Source organism: Mesorhizobium sp. M0701 (genome assembly GCF_040320365.1).
Lineage (GTDB): Bacteria > Pseudomonadota > Alphaproteobacteria > Rhizobiales > Rhizobiaceae > Mesorhizobium.
Window position 1 is genome coordinate 59,953 of the sequence record NZ_JAMYPO010000014.1, and the last position, 22,068, is coordinate 82,020.

The 22,068-nt window shown below is 61.7% G+C and carries 19 protein-coding genes and 3 pseudogenes; 11 read left to right on the forward strand and 11 right to left on the reverse strand.

Annotation, left to right across the window (positions count from 1 at the left end; translation table 11 throughout):
* Positions 1 to 216: 216 nt before the first annotated feature.
* From NKI24_RS15965 to NKI24_RS15975, 3 genes are all read left to right on the forward strand, one after another.
* Positions 217 to 465, forward strand: a complete 249-nt coding sequence (locus NKI24_RS15965; RefSeq protein WP_352455498.1) for a plasmid stabilization protein — start codon at positions 217 to 219, stop codon at positions 463 to 465.
* Positions 428 to 868, forward strand: a complete 441-nt coding sequence (locus NKI24_RS15970) for a PIN domain-containing protein (protein ID WP_352746540.1) — start codon at positions 428 to 430, stop codon at positions 866 to 868. The genes NKI24_RS15965 and NKI24_RS15970 overlap by 38 nt, the downstream gene beginning before the upstream one ends.
* 97 nt (positions 869 to 965) lie before the next feature.
* Positions 966 to 2,192, forward strand: coding sequence for an AI-2E family transporter (locus tag NKI24_RS15975; RefSeq protein ID WP_352746542.1), 1,227 nt, complete (start codon positions 966 to 968; stop codon positions 2,190 to 2,192).
* An 88-nt stretch (positions 2,193 to 2,280) separates the two neighbouring features.
* Here the strand turns inward: NKI24_RS15975 and NKI24_RS15980 are convergent, their stop codons facing one another.
* The gene (locus NKI24_RS15980; RefSeq protein ID WP_502901462.1) at positions 2,281 to 3,288 is read right to left on the reverse strand and encodes a Tim44 domain-containing protein; all 1,008 of its coding nucleotides are present in this window, start codon (positions 3,286 to 3,288) and stop codon (positions 2,281 to 2,283) included.
* 363 nt (positions 3,289 to 3,651) lie between these two features.
* Here NKI24_RS15980 and NKI24_RS15985 point away from each other — a divergent pair, with 363 nt between their 5' ends.
* The 5 genes and pseudogenes from NKI24_RS15985 to NKI24_RS16005 all read left to right on the forward strand — a co-directional run bounded on the left by NKI24_RS15985 (position 3,652) and on the right by NKI24_RS16005 (position 7,765).
* Complete coding sequence (locus tag NKI24_RS15985) at positions 3,652 to 4,371, forward strand: FadR/GntR family transcriptional regulator (protein WP_352746544.1); 720 nt, start codon at positions 3,652 to 3,654, stop codon at positions 4,369 to 4,371.
* Positions 4,372 to 4,385: 14 nt separating this feature from the next.
* Complete coding sequence (locus NKI24_RS15990; RefSeq protein WP_352746547.1) at positions 4,386 to 5,591, forward strand: mandelate racemase/muconate lactonizing enzyme family protein; 1,206 nt, start codon at positions 4,386 to 4,388, stop codon at positions 5,589 to 5,591.
* A gap of 37 nt (positions 5,592 to 5,628) precedes the next feature.
* Positions 5,629 to 6,327, forward strand: a pseudogene (locus tag NKI24_RS15995) (substrate-binding domain-containing protein); the annotation flags it as partial.
* Positions 6,321 to 7,031 (forward strand): annotated as a pseudogene (locus tag NKI24_RS16000) (ABC transporter permease); the annotation flags it as partial. The pseudogenes NKI24_RS15995 and NKI24_RS16000, both read left to right, overlap by 7 nt.
* Positions 7,032 to 7,033: 2 nt before the next feature.
* A complete protein-coding gene (locus NKI24_RS16005; protein ID WP_254819755.1) occupies positions 7,034 to 7,765 on the forward strand; it encodes an ATP-binding cassette domain-containing protein in 732 nt (243 codons plus the stop codon).
* 42 nt (positions 7,766 to 7,807) lie between these two features.
* On the opposite strand, the gene NKI24_RS16010 is transcribed toward NKI24_RS16005, so the two are convergent.
* From NKI24_RS16010 to NKI24_RS16055, 10 genes are all read right to left on the reverse strand, one after another.
* Positions 7,808 to 8,809 carry a sugar-binding transcriptional regulator gene (locus NKI24_RS16010; protein ID WP_352746550.1) on the reverse strand — a complete coding sequence of 334 codons (1,002 nt, stop codon included), beginning with the start codon at positions 8,807 to 8,809 and terminating at the stop codon, positions 7,808 to 7,810.
* A 98-nt stretch (positions 8,810 to 8,907) separates the two neighbouring features.
* Entirely contained in the window at positions 8,908 to 9,963 is a 1,056-nt protein-coding gene (locus tag NKI24_RS16015; RefSeq protein WP_352746553.1) for a hypothetical protein, read from the reverse strand.
* Complete coding sequence (locus NKI24_RS16020) at positions 9,964 to 11,046, reverse strand: ABC transporter ATP-binding protein (RefSeq protein WP_352746555.1); 1,083 nt, start codon at positions 11,044 to 11,046, stop codon at positions 9,964 to 9,966. It abuts the gene before it with no gap.
* A 77-nt stretch (positions 11,047 to 11,123) separates the two neighbouring features.
* Positions 11,124 to 12,449 (reverse strand): iron-containing alcohol dehydrogenase, encoded by a 1,326-nt coding sequence (locus NKI24_RS16025; protein WP_352746557.1) that lies wholly within the window; start codon positions 12,447 to 12,449, stop codon positions 11,124 to 11,126.
* On the reverse strand, positions 12,442 to 13,971 hold the full coding sequence (locus NKI24_RS16030) for a xylulokinase (RefSeq protein ID WP_352746559.1): 1,530 nt from the start codon (positions 13,969 to 13,971) through the stop codon (positions 12,442 to 12,444). The genes NKI24_RS16025 and NKI24_RS16030 overlap by 8 nt, the downstream gene beginning before the upstream one ends.
* Positions 13,972 to 14,038: 67 nt before the next feature.
* Positions 14,039 to 15,568, reverse strand: a complete 1,530-nt coding sequence (locus NKI24_RS16035; protein WP_352746561.1) for an ABC transporter substrate-binding protein — start codon at positions 15,566 to 15,568, stop codon at positions 14,039 to 14,041.
* A gap of 47 nt (positions 15,569 to 15,615) precedes the next feature.
* Positions 15,616 to 16,515 carry a carbohydrate ABC transporter permease gene (locus NKI24_RS16040; protein WP_352746564.1) on the reverse strand — a complete coding sequence of 300 codons (900 nt, stop codon included), beginning with the start codon at positions 16,513 to 16,515 and terminating at the stop codon, positions 15,616 to 15,618.
* Positions 16,515 to 17,426 carry a carbohydrate ABC transporter permease gene (locus tag NKI24_RS16045; RefSeq protein ID WP_352746567.1) on the reverse strand — a complete coding sequence of 304 codons (912 nt, stop codon included), beginning with the start codon at positions 17,424 to 17,426 and terminating at the stop codon, positions 16,515 to 16,517. The genes NKI24_RS16040 and NKI24_RS16045 overlap by 1 nt, the downstream gene beginning before the upstream one ends.
* Before the next feature lie 343 nt (positions 17,427 to 17,769).
* Positions 17,770 to 18,816, reverse strand: coding sequence for an NAD(P)-dependent alcohol dehydrogenase (locus NKI24_RS16050; RefSeq protein ID WP_352746570.1), 1,047 nt, complete (start codon positions 18,814 to 18,816; stop codon positions 17,770 to 17,772).
* 658 nt (positions 18,817 to 19,474) lie between these two features.
* On the reverse strand, positions 19,475 to 20,314 hold the full coding sequence (locus NKI24_RS16055) for a succinate dehydrogenase/fumarate reductase transmembrane subunit (RefSeq protein WP_352746572.1): 840 nt from the start codon (positions 20,312 to 20,314) through the stop codon (positions 19,475 to 19,477).
* 537 nt (positions 20,315 to 20,851) lie between these two features.
* On the opposite strand from NKI24_RS16055, the gene NKI24_RS16060 reads away from it, so the two are divergent.
* From NKI24_RS16060 to NKI24_RS16070, 3 genes and pseudogenes are all read left to right on the forward strand, one after another.
* Positions 20,852 to 21,118: an AbrB/MazE/SpoVT family DNA-binding domain-containing protein gene (locus NKI24_RS16060; protein WP_352746574.1), complete on the forward strand. Its 267-nt coding sequence runs from the start codon at positions 20,852 to 20,854 to the stop codon at positions 21,116 to 21,118.
* Entirely contained in the window at positions 21,115 to 21,555 is a 441-nt protein-coding gene (locus NKI24_RS16065) for a type II toxin-antitoxin system VapC family toxin (protein ID WP_502901463.1), read from the forward strand. The genes NKI24_RS16060 and NKI24_RS16065 overlap by 4 nt, the downstream gene beginning before the upstream one ends.
* Before the next feature lie 79 nt (positions 21,556 to 21,634).
* Positions 21,635 to 22,027, forward strand: a pseudogene (locus tag NKI24_RS16070) (ATP-binding cassette domain-containing protein); the annotation flags it as partial.
* Positions 22,028 to 22,068: the final 41 nt, after the last annotated feature.

The following is a 22,068-nucleotide window of genomic DNA, read 5'->3' on the forward strand; positions in this document are numbered from 1 at the left end:
CCGACAGCGCGCGCCCCAGAGCAAGGTTGGCCCGCTCGATTGGTTCGGAAAATGCGTCTACGCCGTTTGTCGCTCGGCACTGGCCAAGTCCATCGGGCTCGGACGCAAGCTGTCAAGCGAAGCCGCAACACGCCCTGCAAGATCGATTTTGACATCAAGCCATCAGAAGCCATCTTGCTAGCAGGAGCCTATACGATGGGTGCCAAGGAGTCTGATATGGCCGAGCCACAACTCTCAGTCCGCAGCGCTAAAGCGCGTGATCTTGCACACCGGCTTGCCCGCCGTGAAAACCGCTCGATTGCGGAGGTGGTCGAGCGCGCCCTCGAATCTTACGAGGTCCGCGAGGCCGGTCGTGAGCCTGCTTCTGCCTTCTATCCGCGGCTTTCAGCGCAATCCGGCACAGACATCGACCTTGAGGCGGTGATCCGTGAGAGTCGCCGGCCGAATCGAGGCGTCGAGCTTTGATCTTTGTCGATACCAACGTCGTTTCCGAAACGTTGAAAGGACCCCAGACGAGGCAGTCATTGCCTGGCTGATCCGATACGATGCCGAACTCGCGCTTCCAACCGTGACGATTGCCGAGATCGCCTTCCGCATCCAGAAGATAAGACCCGGATCAACGTGCCGAACGGCTGGAGCAAGGGTTGGCGGACTGGCGCCGGCGTTTCGCATCTCCGGTCTGACAGAAGAGGCTGCGCTGGTTTATGGGGAAATTTTGGGTGCTGCTGCTCGCCAGGGACGCGGCATGTCGGCACCCGATGGCATGATCGCGGCGATCGCTCGAGTAAACGGTGGCCGCCTCGCCACGCGCAATCTGACTGACTTCGAGACGGCAGGACTCGTTCTGACATCTCCTTGGGAGTTCTGAAGCGTTTTCCTGTCGTCGCTTTTGTTCAAGCCCCATCTGCCTGTCAAAGACGGGCTGAAAGGCCGTCAAAGCGCAGGCGAGCGATATCAGGTTCGATTTGCATGCCGTCAAAATCCCCCGAAGGTCACTCGAAGCGGCTCAGCGGCAGCCTGACCGGGTACGGCAACCGACCTGCCTTTTCTTCGGGAAAACCATTAGGCTCGCTGGGCTTGCGAGACGGCGAGAGATGCCCGATCTGAAACAGATGCCGGATGTAAAACAATTGAAATTGCTCGGCGTCCTGGCAGCGACGGCGATCGGTCTATATGTCTGCTATCTGCTGGCGTGGCCTTTTTTGCCGGCATTGACCTGGGCGCTCGTCCTGGCAATCATTCTGTCTCCGGCTCATCGGTGGGTTGAGAGACGGGTCGGAAATCGAAACCTGGCAGCGCTGATATCGGTAAGCTTCGCGGCGATCGCTGTCGGCCTGCCGCTGGCGCTCGTCGCACAACAGCTCGTTCGCGAGGCGGTAAACGGAGCGACTTATCTGGAGGAGGTCATCCGCGGTTGGGACGCAGACGGCTTCATGTCTGGCTATCCCACGCTTTCGGCCATTGCCCAATGGATCGAGAACCAATTCGATCCGGCCGGTTCAGTCGCCGCATTCGTGCAATGGCTGACGGGACAAAGCACATCGCTATTGCGTGGCTCCATCTATCAAGTCGCGATGTTCGGCCTGACATTTTATCTTCTGTTCTATTTTCTGCGCGACCGCCAACATGGCCTGCAAGCCGTCGCGGGCCTTTCGCCCCTGCGCGCGCCGGAGACAGCCTACATCTTGTCCCGCTTTGCGGAGACCGTCCATGCAACACTACTCGGCACCGTGTTCGTTGCCGCCGTCCAGGGGACATTGGGTGGCCTGATATTCTGGTGGCTCGGCCTGCCCACCCCGGTCTTTTGGGGCCTTGTCATGGGACTTCTTGCCATCGTGCCTGTGCTCGGGGCGTTTGTGATCTGGGTGCCCGCAGCGGTCTATCTCGCATTGGAGGGGGCTTGGGCCAGCGCGGCGATATTGACCGTCTGGGGCGGCGTCATCGTCGGTGGCATCGACAATCTGCTCTATCCGATGCTTGTCGGGAACCGGTTGCGCCTCCACACGGTGGTGGCCTTTATCGGCGCGGTCGGCGGCATCGTCTTGTTCGGAGCATCCGGCCTTGTCCTCGGACCTGCGGTGATCGCCATCACAATCAGCCTCATCGATGTGCTAAAGACTCGATTGACCGACCGGCCCAAGGCGATGCCGGCGCGCCCTGGTGGGCTACCACATCAGTCCGTGACGGATTGATCAAGCGCGCGAAAAGGGCGCTGGCCTTCGAGTGGTAGCGCGAAACCTGAACAACCTCTGCGCAGACATCTCAATGAAGGCAAGCACATCAGCCAGGCTGCTGTATTGCGGCAAGCTTCCAGTCACCGCCGTCCTGCCGCGTAAAGGTCCACAGTTCGGTTGTCTCCGTCGGCTGATCGGCCTGGCCCTCGACAATCTTGCCGCTGATGCGGTCGCGGGTCACGTCGCGAGACTCATAGCGCAAAGCAGCCGTCGCGTAGTCGCGATCACCCTCCCGCCAACTTTCCGCAATATCGGCCTCCACCAGGCCGACGTCCGATACATCGTTCCTGACGCCCTTTTTGGCATTGTCGGCAAGTTCCTCGGACAGATAGGACACCATCTCGGACGTCACCAACCGGCGCAATGCAGCATGGTCCTCACGCCCGAACGCCTCCTGAACTTCCGTCAGCCGTTGCTGGAACGTGTCGAGGTCGGTTTGGGTGAGTGTGATCTCATCGGAAGCACTGGCTTGGGAAGGATTGCCTTGGCTCGTTCCGCCATATCCTGACCCAATAGCCCGAATGGGGAACGCTGTGGCGTTGCTTGGCTCGGGCCGGGCTGCTGCGTTGCGCCCAAAGCTCGCTGTAGCGCGCGAGACACCCGCCATAGCGGGCGCTGGGCTTTGCGCCGCCTGCGAGCGGAAAAAGCGAATCGCCAGCATGATCGCGCCGCCGAACAGCAGTACTTGCAGCAAAAGACCCAACATGCCGGCCAAGCCGCCGAACCCATGGCCCAGAAGAACGCCGATCAAACCGCCGAGAAGCAGCCCACGCATCATCGATCCGCCGAGGCCGTTGAAGAAGCCCGGGCGCTGGAATGCCTGCGGCTGACGGGCCGCATTGTTCGTTGCCGCATTGGGCGTCATCGAGCGCTCGACCGGTGCGGCCGGTTGCGGCGCAACTCTGGTCGGCGGGACCGGCTGGAAAGTGCGCATGCCGCGACTGCCGAAGCTGCCGCCACGGCGCGCGTCGGCGTGATCCACCGCGACCATGGAAAATGCCAGGAACAACCCCGCAAACAAAACTGCAAACCGTCCCCAACGCGAAATCAGCATAGGCAAGTCCTCAAGTGACACTCTTTCCGGTCATATGGGGTGCGTCGATCGAAATATCAGTGAATCGTCCGCCGAGATATTTTCGGGCGGCATGGTCGGCCGCCCGCCGGGGTTCACGACGAGAATGTCTGCCCTACCCAAGTGCGATGATCGCTGTTCGTTCACGCAGGCTCCCGCACCCGGCCGACCGGCATCGGTCGCGTCAACCGCAGCGGTCATGCAAGCGTCGGGTCACTGGTCTCCCGGCGACGATGCCGACGGTCTCCCGGCGACGGCTCGATTGACATACAGCTTTCCTATGTACTATCAACATATCTGGAAAACCTGCCATACAGGTTTGCCCACTCCTGAACTGGAGATTGCGTGAGCACGGCCGTATCCGCAAAACATTCCGACGCAGCGAGTCTGGTCAGCAACACGATCGGCGAGATCACGCGCCATATCCGCGCGCATGAGCTCGGGCCCGGCGACCGGCTGCCCAGCGAGGCCGCGCTTTCGAGACAATTGAGCGTCTCGCGTACCGTGGTTCGCGAGGCCTTCAGCTCGCTCGCCGCCATGCGGCTTATCGACCTGAGGGCGGGCAGACGGGCTACCGTCGCCGAGCTGGATTATGGCGCCATGTCACTGGTGATCGAGCATGGCGTCCACACCGAGCAGATCACGGTGCAGCAAATCTACGACGTGCGCCGCACGATTGAGACCCGCACCGCCATGCTGGCGGCCTTGCGCAGAACAGCCGACGAAGTGGAAAGGATCAGGACGCACGCGCTCGCCATGCGCGAGAATTTCCAGCGGCCGGAACAGGTCATGGAGCACGATCTCGCCTTTCACCTCGAAATCGCCAAGGCTGCGAAGAATCCGGTTTTCAGCCTCATCGTCGGCGCGTTCGAGCGCGTATCGCGCCAGACCTGGCCGATCGGCTGGCGGAGCCGCCCTTCGGATGCCGAGCAGTTGGCGATGATCCAGATCCATATCGACCTCGCCGAAGCAATCGAGACCGGTGATCCCCAGTCGGCGCGTGACCTGATGGCGAGGCATTTTGACGAGAGCGTCAAGGCCCTGCTGGCGGCCGGCATCGCCTGAGGAGCAGGGGCGCAATGAAGATCACGAAACTGGAAACGCTGCGGCTCAAGGAGCGGCCGAACCTTCTCTGGGTCCTGGTTCACACGGACGAAGGCCTCGTCGGACTCGGCGAGACCTTCTTCATGGCTGAAACCGTCGAGACCTATCTGCACGAATATGTCGCGCCGTGCGTGATCGGGCGCGACCCCTTGCAGATCGACCTGCTTGCCGCCGACCTCGTCGGCTATCTCGGTTTCCGATCGACGGGCGCGGAAGTCAGGGGCAATTCCGCTTTCGACATCGCGCTTTGGGATCTGTTCGGAAAGGCGACCGGTCAGCCGATCGCACAACTCCTCGGCGGGTTCACCAGGCACGAGATCAGGACCTACAACACCTGTGCCGGAACCGAATACATCAAGAAGGCCACCGGGCAGACGACGGCCAACTACGGGCTCGATAAGCCCGGCGACGCCTATGATGATCTGAACGGCTTCCTTCACCGCGCCGACGAACTGGCGCATTCGTTATTGGAGGAAGGCATCACGGCCATGAAGATCTGGCCCTTCGACATGGCCGCCGAGAAAACGCGCGGCCAGTACATATCGCAGCCCGACTTGAATTCCGCGCTGGCGCCATTCGAGAAAATCCGCAATGCGGTCGGCGACAAGATGGACATCATGGTTGAATTCCATTCAATGTGGCAGCTGCTGCCGGCCATGCAGATCGCTCGCGAGCTTGCCCCCTACAAGACCTTCTGGCACGAAGATCCGATCAGGATGGACAGCCTGTCCAGCCTGAAACGCTATGCCGAGGCTTCGCTGGCGCCGATATCGGCTTCTGAAACGCTCGGTTCCCGGTGGGCCTTCCGCGACCTTCTCGAAACTGGAGCGGCCGGTGTCATCATGCTTGATATCAGCTGGTGCGGCGGGCTCTCGGAGGCGCGCAAGATCGCTGCCATGGCTGAAGCATGGCATCTGCCGGTCGCGCCACACGACTGCACCGGTCCAGTGGTGCTCGGCGCATCGACCCACCTGTCGCTGAATGCGCCGAACGCGCTTGTCCAGGAGAGTGTCAGGGCCTTTTACAAGACCTGGTACCGCGACCTTGTGACCGCTTTGCCGCAGGTGAAGAACGGCATGATCACCGTGCCTCCCGGACCGGGCCTCGGCATGGAACTGAACCCGGAGATCGATCGCGCCTTCACGGCGCTTCGACGGGTGAGCGACGCATCTACTCTCTGAAACAACCTGAAGCAGCTTTCTACGGAGGAGGAGAACCATGAAGAAGCTACTTATCTCGGCAGCCTTGGCAGCAGTACTGGCTGGAGGCTCGGCAATCGGCTCACGCGCACAGGAGCCGATGAACATCGTCTTCACGCATCATTCGTCGGCGTCGAACCCGTTCTGGCAGGCGGTGAAGAAGGGGTTTGACGACGCCTGCGCCAAGATCCAGGCCAATTGCCAGATGGTCTTCACGCAGACCGAAGGCTCGATCGAGCAACAATCGGCCAACATGCAGGCGGCACTCGCGGCAAAACCGGACGCGCTGATCACCTCGATCGTCGACAACAATGCCTTCGACCAGATCATCGCCGACGCGCGCGCTGCCGGCGTCACGGTCATCGCGTCCAACGTCGACGACACCGAGGGTGCAGCCGGCAATGCCCGCCAGGCTTTCATCGGCCAGGGCTTCATTCCCGCCGGCTACGAACTCGGCAAGAAGATGTCCGAGTTCTTCCCCAAGGAAGGCAAGATCAGGGCGCTCGTCGGCGTCTCCGCGCCCGGTCAGAACTGGTCGGAACAGCGCGCTGCCGGCGTCATGAAGTTCCTTGAGGAATACAAGGCCGCGAATGCCGGACGCGAAGTGGTCATTGAACGGCTCGACACCGGCACAGATGGCGCCGTCGTCGCCGATCGTGTTGGCGCCTATCTGTCTGCCCACCCGGACACCACGGTGTATTTCGACACCGGCCTTTGGCGCCGGCTTTTGCCGCCGGGCTCGCCATCGCCGCCCTGATTGGCTTCTTCAACGGGTTCATAACGATTCGTTTCGCGATACCAAGTTTCATCACCACGCTTGGCATGCTGTTCATCGCGCGTTCGCTGACGGTGGTAATCTCCGGTGGCTTCCCTCCTGTCATCCCGGCCAACGCTCTGCCCAAATGGCTGTTTACGATCTATGTGGGGCCGGGCGACCTCTTTCGCATGTCGTTCTTCTGGTTTCTCGCCGTGGCAATCCTGGCGACGGTGCTTCTGTCGCGCACGAATTTCGGCAACTGGGTGCGCGCCACCGGCGGCTTTCTGCCCGCCGCGCAATCGATGGGGATCCCGACGGCCCGGGTGAAGGTCGCCTGCTTCATGATCTGTTCGGTGCTCGCCGGCTTTGCCGGCACCATTCAGGTGATGCGGCTCGGCGCGCCGCTGCCTTCGATCGGCGAGGGGCTGGAGTTGCAAGCTGTGTCGGCTGCCGTCATCGGTGGCGCCTCGCTGACTGGCGGCATTGGCACCATCTTCGGCGGCATCATCGGGGCTGCCCTGATCCGCGTCATCGACAACGGACTGGTGCTGAGCCAGGTTGACGCCAACTGGTTCAAGATGGCAATCGGCTTCCTGACTATCTTCGCGGTCGTCGTGAACGCCTGGCTTCGAAAGCGGGGCAGGGCAATGAAGGTGGAGACCTGATCATGGCGGCACCCATCATCGCGATCAAGGGACTCCAGAAATGGTATTCCGGCGTCCACGCCTTGAAGAACGTCACTCTGGACATTTATCCAGACGAGGCGCTGGGCCTTGTCGGCGACAACGGCGCCGGCAAATCGACGCTGATCAACATCCTGTCAGGCACCCAAAAGCCCGATGGCGGCGAGATCAGGATCGAAGGTGAACCGGTCCGATTCTCGAACCCGCGCGACGCCATGGATCGGGGCATCGAGACGATCTACCAGTACAATTCAATGGTCCCGACCATGACCATCGCCCGCAACGTTTTCATCGGACGCGAGCCGGTGAAGGGCTCGGTTTTCGGCATCGGCATCCTGGATCAGAAGCGCATGCGTGACGAAAGCGTCAAGGCGATCGCCGACGTCGATCTGCATCTGAGGTCGCCCGATGCGCTGGTCGGCGAACTGTCGGGCGGCCAGCGCCAAGGCGTGGCGATCGCCCGGGCCATGCACTTCAAGTCGAAAGTCATGATCCTCGACGAGCCGACCAATCATCTCTCGGTCAAGGAGACGCGAAAGGTGATCGGCTTCGTTCGCGCCCTCAAGGCCCAGAACATCACCAGCGTCTTCATCAGCCACAACATGCATCATGTTTTCGAATGCTGTGACCGGGTCGTGGCGATGGCGCGCGGCGAGATCGTTCTCGACAAGCGCATCGGCGAGACTTCGATCGAGGAAATCCACGAGGTTCTGTGACGCGGAGAAGCGATCACTTGCGAGCCGCTCTGCTGGTAGAGATCAGTCTGCGCCTTCCGCAAGGATCGCCTCAGCGGTTTTCTCGTCGGTGATCAGCACATCGACGACTCCCAGACGCAACACGGCGCGCAGCACCGGAACCTTGTCGAGGCCGCCGGAGGGCAAGATCACAGTGTCGACGTCGCGCAGATGTTCGGGGGCGAGGCCGATGACACGGCTGTTTAGCGGGTGATCGACGAGTTGTCCGTCGGCGCCGATCCAGTGGCCGCAAATATCGCCGACGGCTCCGGCTTCGCGGAGCGATCTGAGATCATCGTCTCCTACCAGTCCGATCCGAAAGATGGTGGCGTCCTTGTGCACCGCGCCCACCGAAACGAAAGCGGCGTCAACGTCGCGGGCATGGGTGAAGGCGTCTTCCAGAATAGACTGGCGCATAAGCAGATCGCGCGTGGCCTCCGTATCCGTGAATACCGGTGCTGCGATGTAGAAGCATTCCGCATCGAAAAGCGCCGCGAGCCGCGAGGCGATTTCATAGATGTTGATCGCCGATCCACGCGTGAGCCCGCCAAGCAGGGAAACGACCGACATGCCTTTGACGGGGCGTACGGTCACTGACCGCAGACTAAGCTGGAGCGTCCGTCCCCATCCCACGCCCACCGATATCCCGTCACGGATTCTATGCGACAGGGCTTCACCGGCAGCGGCTGCGATCACCTGTGGCACCAGGGTAGGATCGGGCGGTGTCGGAACCACGATTGGGTCGGAAACGCCATAGGCGTCCCGCAGCCGGTTCTCCAGCTCGATGCAGTTCGCCACCTTGGAATTGATGCGAATCTGAACGATCCCCCGCTGACGGGCATGCGCCAGCATCCGGTTGACGCGAAGGCGTGTCAGGCCAAGAGCCTTGGCGATTTGCGCCTGCGTCAGGTCACCGACATAAGCAAGCCAGGCGGCGCGCACGAGCAGCCCTTCCTCGCGATCGGCCGTGACGGAACTCGTGACGGCTTGGCGGCCGTCGCGTTTCTTTCGTGCTGGTTTCTCCATCAGATCATCCTGTCCACTCCGCGGCAGCGGGTCCCGAGCGGGTTCGGCGGAGCCATGTGCTCATCGATATGAGGCATCAATCGAGTCTCCCGGCTCCGCTAGCCTCGATGATAGCGGTCGAAGGACAAAACCAGCGGAGCATCATGGCAAATTGCGTCGATGATGGCCCTCGTCAGCGGCAGGCGATCGTGGGGAAGTACACCCCGGGCCATCATATTCTTCAAAGTCGGACCAAGGTCCAGCGCCAGTTGCGCGCCCTCGACCGTGTCCGAACTCATATGTTCGCGCTTCGCCACCGAATAGGGCAGGCCGCGGCCGAGCAGGCGCCCCATGCGACCGTTACGGCCCGCCTGGCAGGTCACATAAAGATCGCCGGAGCCGGCCAGCCCCAGCACTGTTTCGACCTTTCCACCCAGAGCTTCGACCAGAATCGCCATCTCGGCGAGGGACTGCGAGAAAAGCGACGAGGCTAGGTTGTGCATGAGCGCGCCATTGGGCGCCTTGCCGTCGCGCTCGAGCAGCCCGACGGGAGCCCCAACGGCGAGTGTGTAGAAATTCTTGAACGCAGCGCAGATCTCGACGCCGACGAGATCGGATGACGATCGCGCATGATAGAAAGGCGCGCGCAGAATGCGGGACGCCGCGGCGACCTGGTCGGGATCGTGCCCGGCCATGATCACAGAGGTGTCGCGCTGCGCCGCCAGTTCGCCGGCAATGCACGGTCCGCCGACGGCCATGACCGGGACAGACAAGCCAGTGCGTTGCTCGATCTCGCGGGCAAGTAGATGTGGCAGGATTTCCACGCCTTCGTCGCTTGCTGCAAGTCCTTTCGTAATCATCAGTATCGGCACGGGCGACTTGATGCTTTCTGCAATGCGGTCGATCGCCCAAGGAATGCCGGCCGACGAGACGCCGAGTACAAGCAGATCGGGTCCATCGTTCATCGCCGCCCCGAATTCGGTCCAGGAACAGGCGGTTACCACATCAGGCAGAGTGATGTTGAGGCGTGGGTGATGACTTGTGCTGGCCACGGAGCCGACGATCTCCTCATCGAGATGGGTCCCGACAAGAGTGATGCGGTTACCAGCGTGAGCGGCCGGAAGCGTCATGGCAGAGCCCATGACGCCGGCGCCGAGGATGAGGATCCGCGCCATTCAACTTCTTCCCTTGTCCAGCCGCTCGCCGCTACCTTGGTCGAACAGGTGGATTCGCTCAGGCGCCGGCTCCAGATGGATCACAGCTCCTGGAGCGAGCTCCATGCGGTCATGCAGCACCGAGCAGATCGCGATGTTGCCCATGCTGGCAAAGATGTGGATTTCGGGGCCAGTCGGCTCGACAACCGTAATCCTCGCCGGAATGCCGCGCCCGTCGGCCACTGGTCGAAGATGTTCGGGGCGAATGCCGTAGATCACCTTTTGGCCGGGCCGGACCGCAGCCCCTGGCGGCAGCGGGAGCGATAGCTCGTCGGTCCGCACCACCCAGACGTCGCGCTCGGCAGCCACCTCGCCATGGAACATGTTCATTGCGGGCGAGCCGATGAAGGAGGCGACGAAGAGATTTGCCGGGCGATCGTAGACATCGAGCGGGCGCCCGATCTGCTCGATGTGGCCGTCGCGCATGATGACGATGACATCGGCCATGGTCATGGCCTCGATCTGGTCATGCGTGACATAGACTGTGGTGGTCTTCAGCCGCTGGTGGAGTTCCTTGATTTCGGTGCGCATCTGCACGCGCAGCTTGGCATCGAGATTGGACAGGGGCTCGTCGAACAGGAACACAGTTGGGTCCCGCACGATGGCGCGACCCATGGCGACGCGCTGCCGCTGGCCGCCCGAAAGCTGGCGGGGATACCGTTCCAGATAGGGTGTCAGGTTGAGAATCGATGCCGCCCACCCGACCTTCTGTTTGATTTCTTCGGTTGGGCGGTTCTTCAACTGCATGGAAAAGGCCATGTTGTCGAAGACGGTCATGTGCGCGTAAAGCGCGTAATTCTGGAAGACCATCGCGATGTTGCGGTCTTTGGGATGGAGCATGTTGACGACCCTGTCGCCTATGGCGATCTCACCGGACGTGATGGGCTCGAGACCGGCTATCATGCGCAACAAAGTGGACTTGCCGCAGCCGGAGGGCCCCAACAGAACGACGAACTGGCCATCCTCGATCGAGAGATCGAGTCCATCGATAATGGAGAGGGCGCCATAGTCCTTCTTTATGTTGCTGATGGTGACAGACGCCATAAATTGCTACCCTTCGATTGCCCTTGCCGGTTGGATCGCATTTTCGCCATGCGAGCGATTGGCGATCGGATGCGCTCTCACCATTCGCTCTCCAGAAACTCTTCCAAGAGTCCCGCATCGGCGGCCAGGTTGACAAAGGACCATCGGCCGCGGATTTCTCGCGAATAGCGAATGGCGTCGTGCCAAAGCGCGCGCGGCAGGCCTAGTTCCGCGCCGGTGACCGGCCCTCCCGCAGCCTTGAGTGCTGCCTCCATGCGGGCGACCGGCATTGCCATGGGCCGAACCTCCTGGCGCAGCGCCGGCCAGATTTCCGCAAGCCTGCGGTTGAAGATTTCCGACTGGCTGGCGTCGAGTGCCGTCTTCTTCATCTCGGCAATGCAAAGTGGTCCAAGTTGCGCGCCATAACGGGCCAGCATCGCCGCCTCGTCGATGGCGGTCGGCTTCACCTGCGGCGGCTTTTCCCTGTCCAGCAGCCGCGCTTGCAGCCGCGCCATGACCAGCGAGGCAACCCCGACCTGCTGGCCGTGCGTGGTGCCGGGATGATGGTCTTGCGCGAACATGTCGACCCAATGGGAAATCTGGTGCTCTCCCATGGACCCGGGATGGGAAACGCCGGCAAAGCACACGCCCATCGAGCACAGCGTCAGGACGCGCTGGAGATGCCCGACAGCGGTGACGTCATGCCTGGCAAGGCCAGGCGCATGGGCCAGCATCGGCTCCTCATCGCCCGCCTGCAGCTGGTAGGGCACCTCGGAATAGTAAGTGTCGAACAGCCGATGCGAAGCCCACCAGTCGATCTGGGCCGTGGAGCGGCAGAGGCTGTCGCCAAGCCCGGCGGCGCTGAGCCAGGCGGGCGCTGCGGCCGACACGCCAAGGTCCAGGAAGATGCCCCGGGGCGCGTGTGAAGGCAGCGAGATCTTGAGCCCGGAGGCCAAGGTCACCGACGCTGTCGAGGCGCCGTAGCCATTCATCGAGGCGGCCGTGCCGAAGACGGCATAGGGCCGCTCGTCGAGAAAGGTTGCATGCTTGCAGCCGTCATTGAGAACGCCGGATCCGACGGCCACGACGCCGTCGGCGTGACGCGTCTTCTCCCTGACCATCTGGATCATTGCCTCATCGCAGTCGAGGCCGTCAGGCAGCACGATTTCGTCGATGTCGGCGATGGCACGCAGCGCCTTCGCGACGCGCCTGCCCATCACATCGACGGTGTTGATATCGGAGACCACGGCGATGCGGCTGCCTAGCTTCAGCGGCGCAACGAGATCCGCCTCGCGGCCTTCCGTCGTCTCCAGCAATTCGATCGTCTGGAACGGCAGGACCGCGGCCGCGCCTGTCTTGGGATCTGTCCAGCGTCCAGCGACAACGTCCTCGATCAACGCGTTCCAGTTGGTCGTTTCAGCCATGATCGGCCTCCATGAAGGCCGCGAGGCGTTGGTTCCAGGCTGCAAGCGTTGGCCAAAGATCAGCATGGATCGCAAGAAGTTCGGCGTAGAGCGCGGCCCGTTTCGTGTTCGGTTCGAAGGTTTTGGCCGGCTCGCTGGCCATTGCGAGCGACGCTTCGGCGATGGTGGAAAACCAGCCCACCCCCTTTGCCGCCGCCATCGCCGCGCCTAGCGAGGAGGCTTCGACAGTCGTCGAACGTTTTACGGGACGATCGAGTGCATCCGCCAGAATCTGCATCCACAGGTCGGACTTCGCTCCTCCGCCGATCGCTATGAACTGGTCGATGGTCTGGGCGGCAGCCGCAGCCGCCCGCTGACTTGTCGCGGCCTGATGCAGCGCTATGCCTTCCAGCACGGCGCGATAGATGTCGCCGCGGCGGCTCGAGCCCGAAAGCCCGGCAATCACACCACGGGCCGCACTATCCCAGTGTGGGTCCATGACGCCCTGCCAGTAGGGCAGGAGCATTATGCCGCCTGCGCCGATCGGGCTGGCAGCGGCTTCGGCCTCGAGCGTCTCCAAGGCATCATTTGCGCCATGCAGATCGACGCCAAGCATTTCGCGCGCCATCCAGTCGACAAGAAAAGTGCCGGCGCGAAGGCACGTCTCGTAGATGTAGCCATCATCGGCGACCGCCGTTTCGGTGCGGAAGGCCTGGTCGTGGACGTAGTCCGTGCCGAAGCTGCCGGAGACGACCGCCGTGCCGAGGTTGATGTAAGCGCATCGCGGCTGCAACACACCTGCGCCCGTGCCGGCGCATTGACCGTCGCCGCCGCCGGCGATGATCGGCGTGCCCTCGCGCAGGCCCGTCGAAATGGCCGCTTCCGAAGTTAGTTGGCCTAGAACGGTGCCGGGCCGCGCCAGGTCTGGCATCATGCGCCGGGCGACGCCCGCTGCCTCCAGTATATCGTTCGACCAGTCCATAGCCCGCATATCGAGTATGCCCATCGGGTCGGCGGATGCGGTGGACGTCACCCACCGGCCGCTCAAGCGAAAGGCCAGATAGCCGTGGACTTCGGCCATCCGCTCCACGCGGGCAAAAATCTCGGGCTCTTGCTCGCGAAACCAGATCATGCGGTAGAGGCAAGGAATGACGTCCAGCGGCTTGCCGGATATTGCGTGGACGCGTGCCGCGCCGAAACTCTCGCCGAAGCGACGTGCTTTCCCACGGGCGCGCTCATCGAGCCAGAGCGTCGCCGGCCCGACCGCTTCGCCTTGCTCGTCGAAAAGTCCGAAGCTTTCGCGCTGGTTGGCAATCGCAAGGGCGGCAATGCGTGCCGGCGAAACTGTTGCCGCGACACCACGAAGCGCCGTGACCGTCGAGGCCCACCATTCGGCCGGATCCTGCTCGAAATAGCCCGAACGCGGGTTGGATATTGCAAGGGGTGCACGACCTTCAGCCACGGCCAGACCATTGCGGTCCCAGGCGATCGCCTTGGTTGCCGAGGTCGAGGAATCAATGCCGATGACGAGATCAGGAACCATTGCCGCCACGTTGCCAACGGGCGAGGGCGGTCGAAACCGCCTCCGCCCCCAAATCACTGATTAGCCGCTAAAGATCGGCGTCCTTGACTTTGCCGTCGACAATGCCGGCAATGGCATCCAGGCAAGCCTTGGCATCGCCGCCATAGTCTTGGCCCGTAAGCAACTTGCCGAGCTCAACCGGAATGTCGTTGTTCGACAGATCCGCCCAGATCGGCATGTCCGGCTCAGATCCCATCTGGTTGTCGATAGTGTATTTGATCGCGTCGAAATGGCGTGTCGTTCCGGGGCCGACAACGGCCTTCGCCTTGACCCGAGGATCTGTAAAAGAGGAATTGCGCATCGGCGAGGCGCCGCCGCCGAGCGTCGATACCCGCGCCATCACATCCTTCGAGCAGACCCACTGCATGAACAGCCATGCCGCTTCCTTGTTCTTGGAATATTGCGACAGCGAAATCGTCGAGCCACCCTGGTGGCCGACGGCCGGGATTTCGTTGAAGCCGCAATCGGCAGCGGCGCGACGGCCAGGAACTTCCTTCGGCGCGGGCAGGGCCTCGAACAGGCCTTTGACCTTGGAATCGTTGGCGTCGAAGCCGGGGAAATCCTCGCCCCAGGTGATTGCCATGGCGGCCTGACCCTGTGTCAACGCCTGCCCCTGACCGTCCCAGGTCCACGTCGTCGCCGACGGCGGCGAGTTCTTGACCAGCTCCTGATAGAATTGCAGTCCGGCCACGCCGCGTTCGTCATTGCCGACAAACTTCTTGTCTTTGTTGAAGATCGAACCGCCATGGCCCCACAATGCGAAGGTCCAGTCGCATTCCAGCGAATAATGGCCGGACTTCGCCTGGCATGCTGTGCCGAAGATGCCGTTGCTTTTTTCTGCCTCTGTGAGCGCCTGCACGGCCTTGAGGTAGGCGTCGAGGTCTGTCGGCAGGGCAATGTTGTGTTTGTCGAAAAGATCCTTGCGGTACATCAGGATGAAGATCGGAATATCGAATGGAATTCCGCACTGTTTGCCGTTGTACATGGCGATGCCGTCGACCAGCGGCTTGGAGAAATCGTCCCAGTCGAAGTTGGGCATCGCCAGGTCTTTGTTCTGGTCATAATACTCGCGAGGATCGACGACATCCTGGGCAAACGTCGCCATCCAGGACTGGTCGAGATAGTAGACGTCGTAGGTGCCAAGCTGGCCCTGTACGTCTTGCGTCGCCTTGGCGAGAACCTGCTCCAGCGGCACGATCTCGACTTCCACCTCAATGCCGGTTGCCTTGGTGAATTCACCCGCGACAAGCTGGTTGGCAACGATCGTTGGCGGCGTCGCTTCCGAGGTGTAGCGGATTTTGGTGCCGGCATATGGTTTGCCGACGTCGGCCAGCCACTTCAGCATATCGGCGTCCTGGGCGCGGGCTTCCTCAACCCCGAGGCCCAGCATCCCCCGACTGGTGCGGCCGCCACCTAGCATGGCTGATCCGAAGGCGGAAAAGCCGACACCAGCGAGCGCCATCTTCCTCATGAAGTCGCGTTTGGTTATCCGGCGCGCCGTAAAGTCATTGCAGGTATCGGCGACGAATGTCTTCTTGTCGTGTTCACTGAAGCTCATGATCGTTCCTCCATTGCGTTTTTGTCGTCGTTCTTCTCGTCTGCGCCTCACTCCTTCAGCGATCCGAGGGTGAGGCCGCGGACCAGATGCCGTTGAACCAGCAGGATAAAGATGAAGCTGGGTATGATCGCGGACGTGCCGAGCGCCGTGATGTAGCCCCACTCGGTCGCGGTCGAGGTGACAAAGGTCGAGATCTTCACCGGCACAGTGCGGATCGACGTCGTCAGGAACAGTGAGAGCAGGAACTCGGTCCACGAAAAGATGAAACACAGCACGGCCGTCGCAGCGATGCCGCCCTTGACCATGGGAAGGACCACGCGTCGGAACGTCTGCCAGCGCGTCGCGCCGTCAATCAGCGCCGCCTCATCAACCTCGCGCGGAACATCGTCGAAGAACGACTTCAAAAGCAGAACCGCCAGCGGCAGGTTGATCAAACTGTGAACGAGGATGAGCCCCGTATAAGTATCGCGCAAGCCGAGATCGCGGAACATGAAAACGATCGGAATGACGATCGCGATTGGCGGCATGAAACGTTGCGAGAGAATCCAGAACAGGAAGGACTGCTGGCCGCTGAACTGCATTCGCGACAGGCAATAGGCGGCCAGCGTGGCCAGCAGCAGCGTCAGCGCCGTCGATCCGACGGCTATGATGGCGCTGTCGAGCAACGACTGACGGGAATCATAGGAACTGGCGCCACCCTTGATGACCCCGGCCGCCTCGCCGCCCTGTTCCATGCCGATGTCGACGCGTGAGACGCCAAGCAACGTCACGCGGTAATTGTCCGGCGTCGGTGTGAATCCGACGTAGACCGGTCCGCTGCGGTCGAAGATCGCCGAATAGGGTTTGATGGACGACAGGGCCCACCACGCGATCGGGAACATGAAGATCGCCACCACCAGGACTGCGAGCACGTCACGGGCGATCGTTTGGGCGCGCGACGACTCCATCAGAACCTCACCTTGAACAGCCTGACGAAGAGGTTCGACACGACGATCAAGACGACGAGCACGATCAGCGACAGGGTCGCGGCATAGGGAAAGTCTCCGGTGAAGTAGATACGGCCAGCGTAGAATGAAAGCGTCTCGGTGGCCGTGCCAGGCCCGCCGGCGGTGATGATGTAGACGTAGTCGTAGATGCGAAAGAGATCGACGCCGCGGATCAGCACCGCGACCGCTATCATCTTGCGCAGCATCGGCAATGTGAGGCGCAAGAACGTCTGGATGCCGTTGGCGCCGTCGATCGCGGCTGCCTCGAAAGGCTCCTTCGGCAGCGCCCTGAGCCCTGCCAGGATGATGAGCACCATGAACGGCGTCCACTGCCATATGTCTGCCAGCAGGATCGCCGCCAATGCGGTTCCGGGCTGCGTCAGGATCGGCTGTGCCGGCGAGATCAGGTCGAGGGCATAGAGGTAGAACGACAGGACACCGAAAGAACCGTCCTGCATCAGCAGGAACATCATTCCGGTCACCGCCGGCGGCACCACCAGCGGCAGTGTCATCAGCGCCCGCAGCACCCCGTAACCTTTGCGATCGGTGTCAAGCAGGAGCGCGATGAGGATGCCGAGCGCAAGCTGAACCGCAAGCGCGACGAAGGTGTAGATCAGCGTGGTTTCCAGCGAATGCCACATACGCGCATCCGAGAAGGCGCGCGTCCATTGGTGGAGCCCGGCGAAGTCGAGCTGTCGGGAGACGACATTGCGTTTGTGAAACGACAGCCAGACCGAATAGGCGAGGGGATAGATGCCGAAAACGAGAAGCATCACCGTGATCGGCGCGAGCCAGGGGAAAGGATGCTCGGCCGTCATGAACCGGGGCAGGGCCCATCTGGGCGTTTCGCGGGTCACGGTTACCGTGCTCACGCGCAAATCTCCGCTCGGTCACACAAACGCATCGGCCTTCTCCCTGTCGGCCAGATTGTGCCAACTTGAACTTTTGTAAGTTTGTTGTGCCTTTTGTTAAGAACGTGTCGGACGGCCGCCGATTTGTCAAGTGTCGGTTCCATCAGGCTCAGGGGTTTTTGGTCGTGGTCCCAGAGGATGCCGTGATCGCCGGGTACGGGGTTGTTTTTGGAGGGAGCGCCGCCGGCAAATGCCGTGGACCAGCATCAAAAGCGCTCAGGGCCGCCGCCAATTTTGGCAGCCCAAGGAAGGCTACGAAAGCAGGAGATCGGGAGGACAACCCGGGGGCTTTTTGGAACTCCCCTTAATCCGGCAACAGGATCTGCAGCTTTACGTCCGCCGGCCGAGCTTCGACTGCTCGGTCGAAGGCGGTGATGGAATCTTCGAAGGGGAAGGTCGCCGAAATGAGTGGCTTTAGGTCGACCCGGCCCGACCCCATCAGCGCGATTGCCCGCTCATATTGGTGGGCATATCGGAACACAGTCTCGATGCGGACTTCCTTGGTCGAGGCGGTGGCGACATCGAATGCGATCGGCGCCACCGGAAGGCCGACCACCACTACCGCGCCACCGGGCCGCGGCAGATCGAGCAGGGTCTCCCATGCCTTGGACGAGCCCGAGCATTCAAACACCACGTCGGCGCCCCAGCCATCGGTCAGGCGCTTTATTTCCGCCGCCAGGTTCTTGTCGCGGACGTTGATCGGGATCACGCCTTGATAGCCGCCGGCGATGTCGAGCTTGGGTTGGGCGAGATCTGCAACAACGGCGCGGGCGCAGCCGCCGGCGAGCGCTGCGATCGCCACCATCGTGCCGATCGGCCCTGCGCCAATCACCACCGCCGTGTCGCCCGGCGCGATCTTTGCTTTGGCAGCCGCCTGCATTCCGACGGCGAAGGGCTCCACCATGGCGCCTTCGGCGAAGCTGACATTGTCGGGCAGTTTGAAAGTGTAGTTGGCGGGGTGGACGACATAGGGCGTCAGCACGCCATGGATCGGCGGCGTTGCCCAGAACCTGACCGCTGGATCGATGTTGTAGAGGCCGAGCCGGCTCGCCCGCGAATTGAGATCGGGGATACCCGGCTCCATGCAGACGCGGTCGCCGACCTTCAGATGCTCGACGCCTTCCCCCGTTTCGACGACGGTGCCGGCGGCTTCATGGCCCAAGACCATCGGCGCTTCGACCACGAACGGGCCGATGCGGCCATGCGTATAGTAGTGCACGTCGGAGCCGCAGATGCCCACCGTATGGATCTTGATGCGAACTTCGCCCGGGCCGACGGTCTGTGGCAGATCGATGTCACGCAGCTTGAGTTCGTGTTGGCGTTCAAGGACAAGGGCGCGCACGTTCGTCATCGACGTAGTCTCCTCTAAAGCTTATTGTAGGGGCCTTCGTGACCTTACTTGCACTCGGCGCGTTCATCATAGCCGCTCATTCACGGCTTCAAAATCCAGCTCGGAAAACAGGGGTGTTGCCTGATTCCGACTATCCGTACCAACTTCCCGGCCAAAGGACTTTGAAGGCCGGCCTTGCCGCTGCCGAATGCCCTCGGCGGAATGAAATAGTCGTTCGCCCCGAGACTCCCCACTCCCCAGCCTCCAAGCCAGCATCGGTCAGTCATCAACAGGGGTCCAGCAGGTGCGCGACACCCGACGCTACATGCCATGGAACGCTTGCCCAATCCGCTTCTGGTCGATGCGGCCCACCAGGTGAAATATCCGCTATCGTTTTTTGGGCGCCAGAAGTTCCCGGTTCGCTTCCGGCCCATAATGCTGCCGGGCGGCAATGCGCTTCATTAACGTCATTCTCCATTCGAAGCGCTCAGGCCGGAAGCTGCCGTGCGTAAGACGCCAGGTCATTGCTCGCCGCGGATAAGTTTGCAGTTGGACAATACTGGCCAGCCGGGCGATCCCGGCATTTGGCGTTGCTTCAGCGAGTCAATACTGAGCCTGCGCTTACGCGCCATCCTTCTCGACAAGACCAACGGCTGGACCCGATCGAGTGCAGACGGGTTCAGTTGGTGCTGGTTGTGGCGGTGAACCCGCACTGCTTCTGTTCCATATCGATCTGCTTCGTGATGCGGATGGCGTTCTGTGCGTAGGCCTCCGTCACGGAGCCACTATTCACAGTCTTGTCCTTCAGCGGGCTCACGCCTGCGCAGAGGTGGAAAACATGCGGCTCGGTGGACTTCGCGGCTCCGTTTTCGGGCGCGATCCAGTAAACGACATCCTGACCGGCGGGGTGGCTCGCGTCCCGCGTCGCCGCCGCCACGGCGGCGGTGTCCGTCGCGATCGCCTGCGCCTGAGCGGCGACATCGGGCGAACAGGCGGTGGTGGGCTGCCCCGACTTGATCTGCGCTGCGCATGCGTTCATATCCTGGGTGTATTGTTCGACCGACGGGGGTTTTAAACTGATCCCCATGACCGTCGCGAGCACGGCCAGCGCAGCGCCGACGCCGCCGGCAACCTTCTTGGTCCGCGGATCCATGTTCTTGTCGGTGAGAATCAGGAAAACCAGCGGGAGGAAGGCAATCAGTGTGATAATTGCGCCGAGCTGGTTTTGGAAGAAGAACCTGGCCGCGTCGGATGCACGAGCCGGATCGTGCCTGTTGGCCGCCTTCCATAGCAAGTTGCCGGCGATTGCGAAAATCGCGATGCCGACCAGAAGGCCGATGACCAGCGGCAGGTGTCCCTGGTCGAACTTGTTCTGGCGAAGCAGCATAATTCCGTAGATCTCGCCGCCAATGGCGACGACCCACGAGAGTGCGGCGAAAAGGCGAAGACGCGTGGCGGAGGACTTCTGGCCCTGCGTCGCTTGCCAATCCTTGGTAACGTCTGGCTTGTTGTCGGTCATTGACCAGATCCCCTGATATCGACACTTCTGCGGGCGGCGTTAGACCAGAAGGCCAACCCGCCCTGCGCAGCGTCATTGAACGAGCGTCACCTGCCTCAGCGACGCGTGAGCGCCACGGCAGGCCTCATCTCCATTCATAATTCATATTGCGCACGAGTGAGTCCGTCCATACCCACGCAGGCAGACGCCTATGCGGCGATGGCTTCGTTCTTATTAATCTCTGGCTCGAACTTGACGCTGCCTTCCCTCGCTTCCCGGCGGCGGTCGCGCCATTCCCGACACCAGCCGAAGCGAAGTGACGAGCGATTTTGAACGAGACAGTTCTAACGAGACAAACATTGCGGCAAGATCGACGCGGATAGCGGCCGTGGTGTTGGCTTGCATGCTGACCTCCAGGTGATGTTTGGCGACTTCACTCTGGCAGAGCGCTGGTCGCGATTCAGTCGCCGCATGGACGCCAAGCTTGGCCCCGACCCATCTGCATTGATAATAATGCAGATTTGCATTGTCTTATCGCGATGAACAGGAATGTTTAAGATGACAACGTTGACAGTGACGACAAAGGGACAGGTGACGTTCCGCAAGGACGTGCTGCAACATCTGGGCATCAAACCGGGCGAGAAGATCGAGCTTGATCTGCTGCCCGACGGTCGGGCGGAATTGAGGGCTGCACGGTCGAAGGGGTCGTTCCGGGACCTCCACGGGTTCCTCAGAGGCAAGACGAACGGCCGGGTGCTCAGCATCGAGGAGATCAACGAGGCGATAGCGGAAGCGGGCGCTGTGGCCGGGTCCGGCGAGGAATGAGGGTTACGGCCGACACGAATGTGCTGCTGCGCGCCTCTGTCGCCGATGATGAGGGGCAGGCGGCCATTGCCGTCGACCTGCTGGCCAAAGCGGACATCGTGGCGGTGAGCTTGCAGGCCTTGTGCGAGTTCGCCTGGGTTCTGGCCCGGCAGTACCAGACAGAGCGCGAAGATATTGCCGCGGCGATCCGGGCGTTGCTGAACACCGCGAATGTTGTCGTCAGCCGGCCGGCAGTTGAGGCAGGGCTGCCAGTCCTCGATGCCGGCGGCGATTTCGCGGACGGCGTGATCGCTTTTGACTGCGGCTGGTTGGCGGGGAGACTTTCGTCTCGTTGGCCGGAGGGCCGTCAAACTGCTCTCGGCGCGGGGACAATCCGTACAGCTTCTTTTCTAAGTCTTTCCGCGGTGGTCTTTCGCCCTGTGCTGTCGCGTCTTTAGAGGCCGCTGCGAGCAATCGGATTCTGTCTGCGGTACGGATGTCAGATCAAGAATGGCGCGGTGAGAGCCGACAATCGCCGATTTCCTGCTGATGGACGAACCGACATCAGCACTCGATCTATCGCGGCAGGTGGAAGTGCTCGGTCTCATGCGGCAACTTGCTCAGGCGCGAGGCATGGTCGTGCTGATCGCCCTGCACGACCTCAATCACGCCCTGCGCTTCAGCGATCAGACAATGGTCATCGCGGACGGCCGGCTGGTCGCATGCGGGTCATCGCCGGACGTCATCACATCCGATCTGCTGCGGGACATTTATCACCTCAACGCGCGCATCGAGCCGTGCTCGCGCGGCATCGGCCATGTCATCGTGGATGGCGTGGCGGATGGGCGCCGGACGGCCATTATGTCGGCAGCGGAAGCCGAATCCGGGATTAGGAGCAGATTCGAAGCGGCAGCCGTTCCGGCCGCGTGACGGCAACCGCATTATGCCGGTTGATCGACGCGCGCACTGAT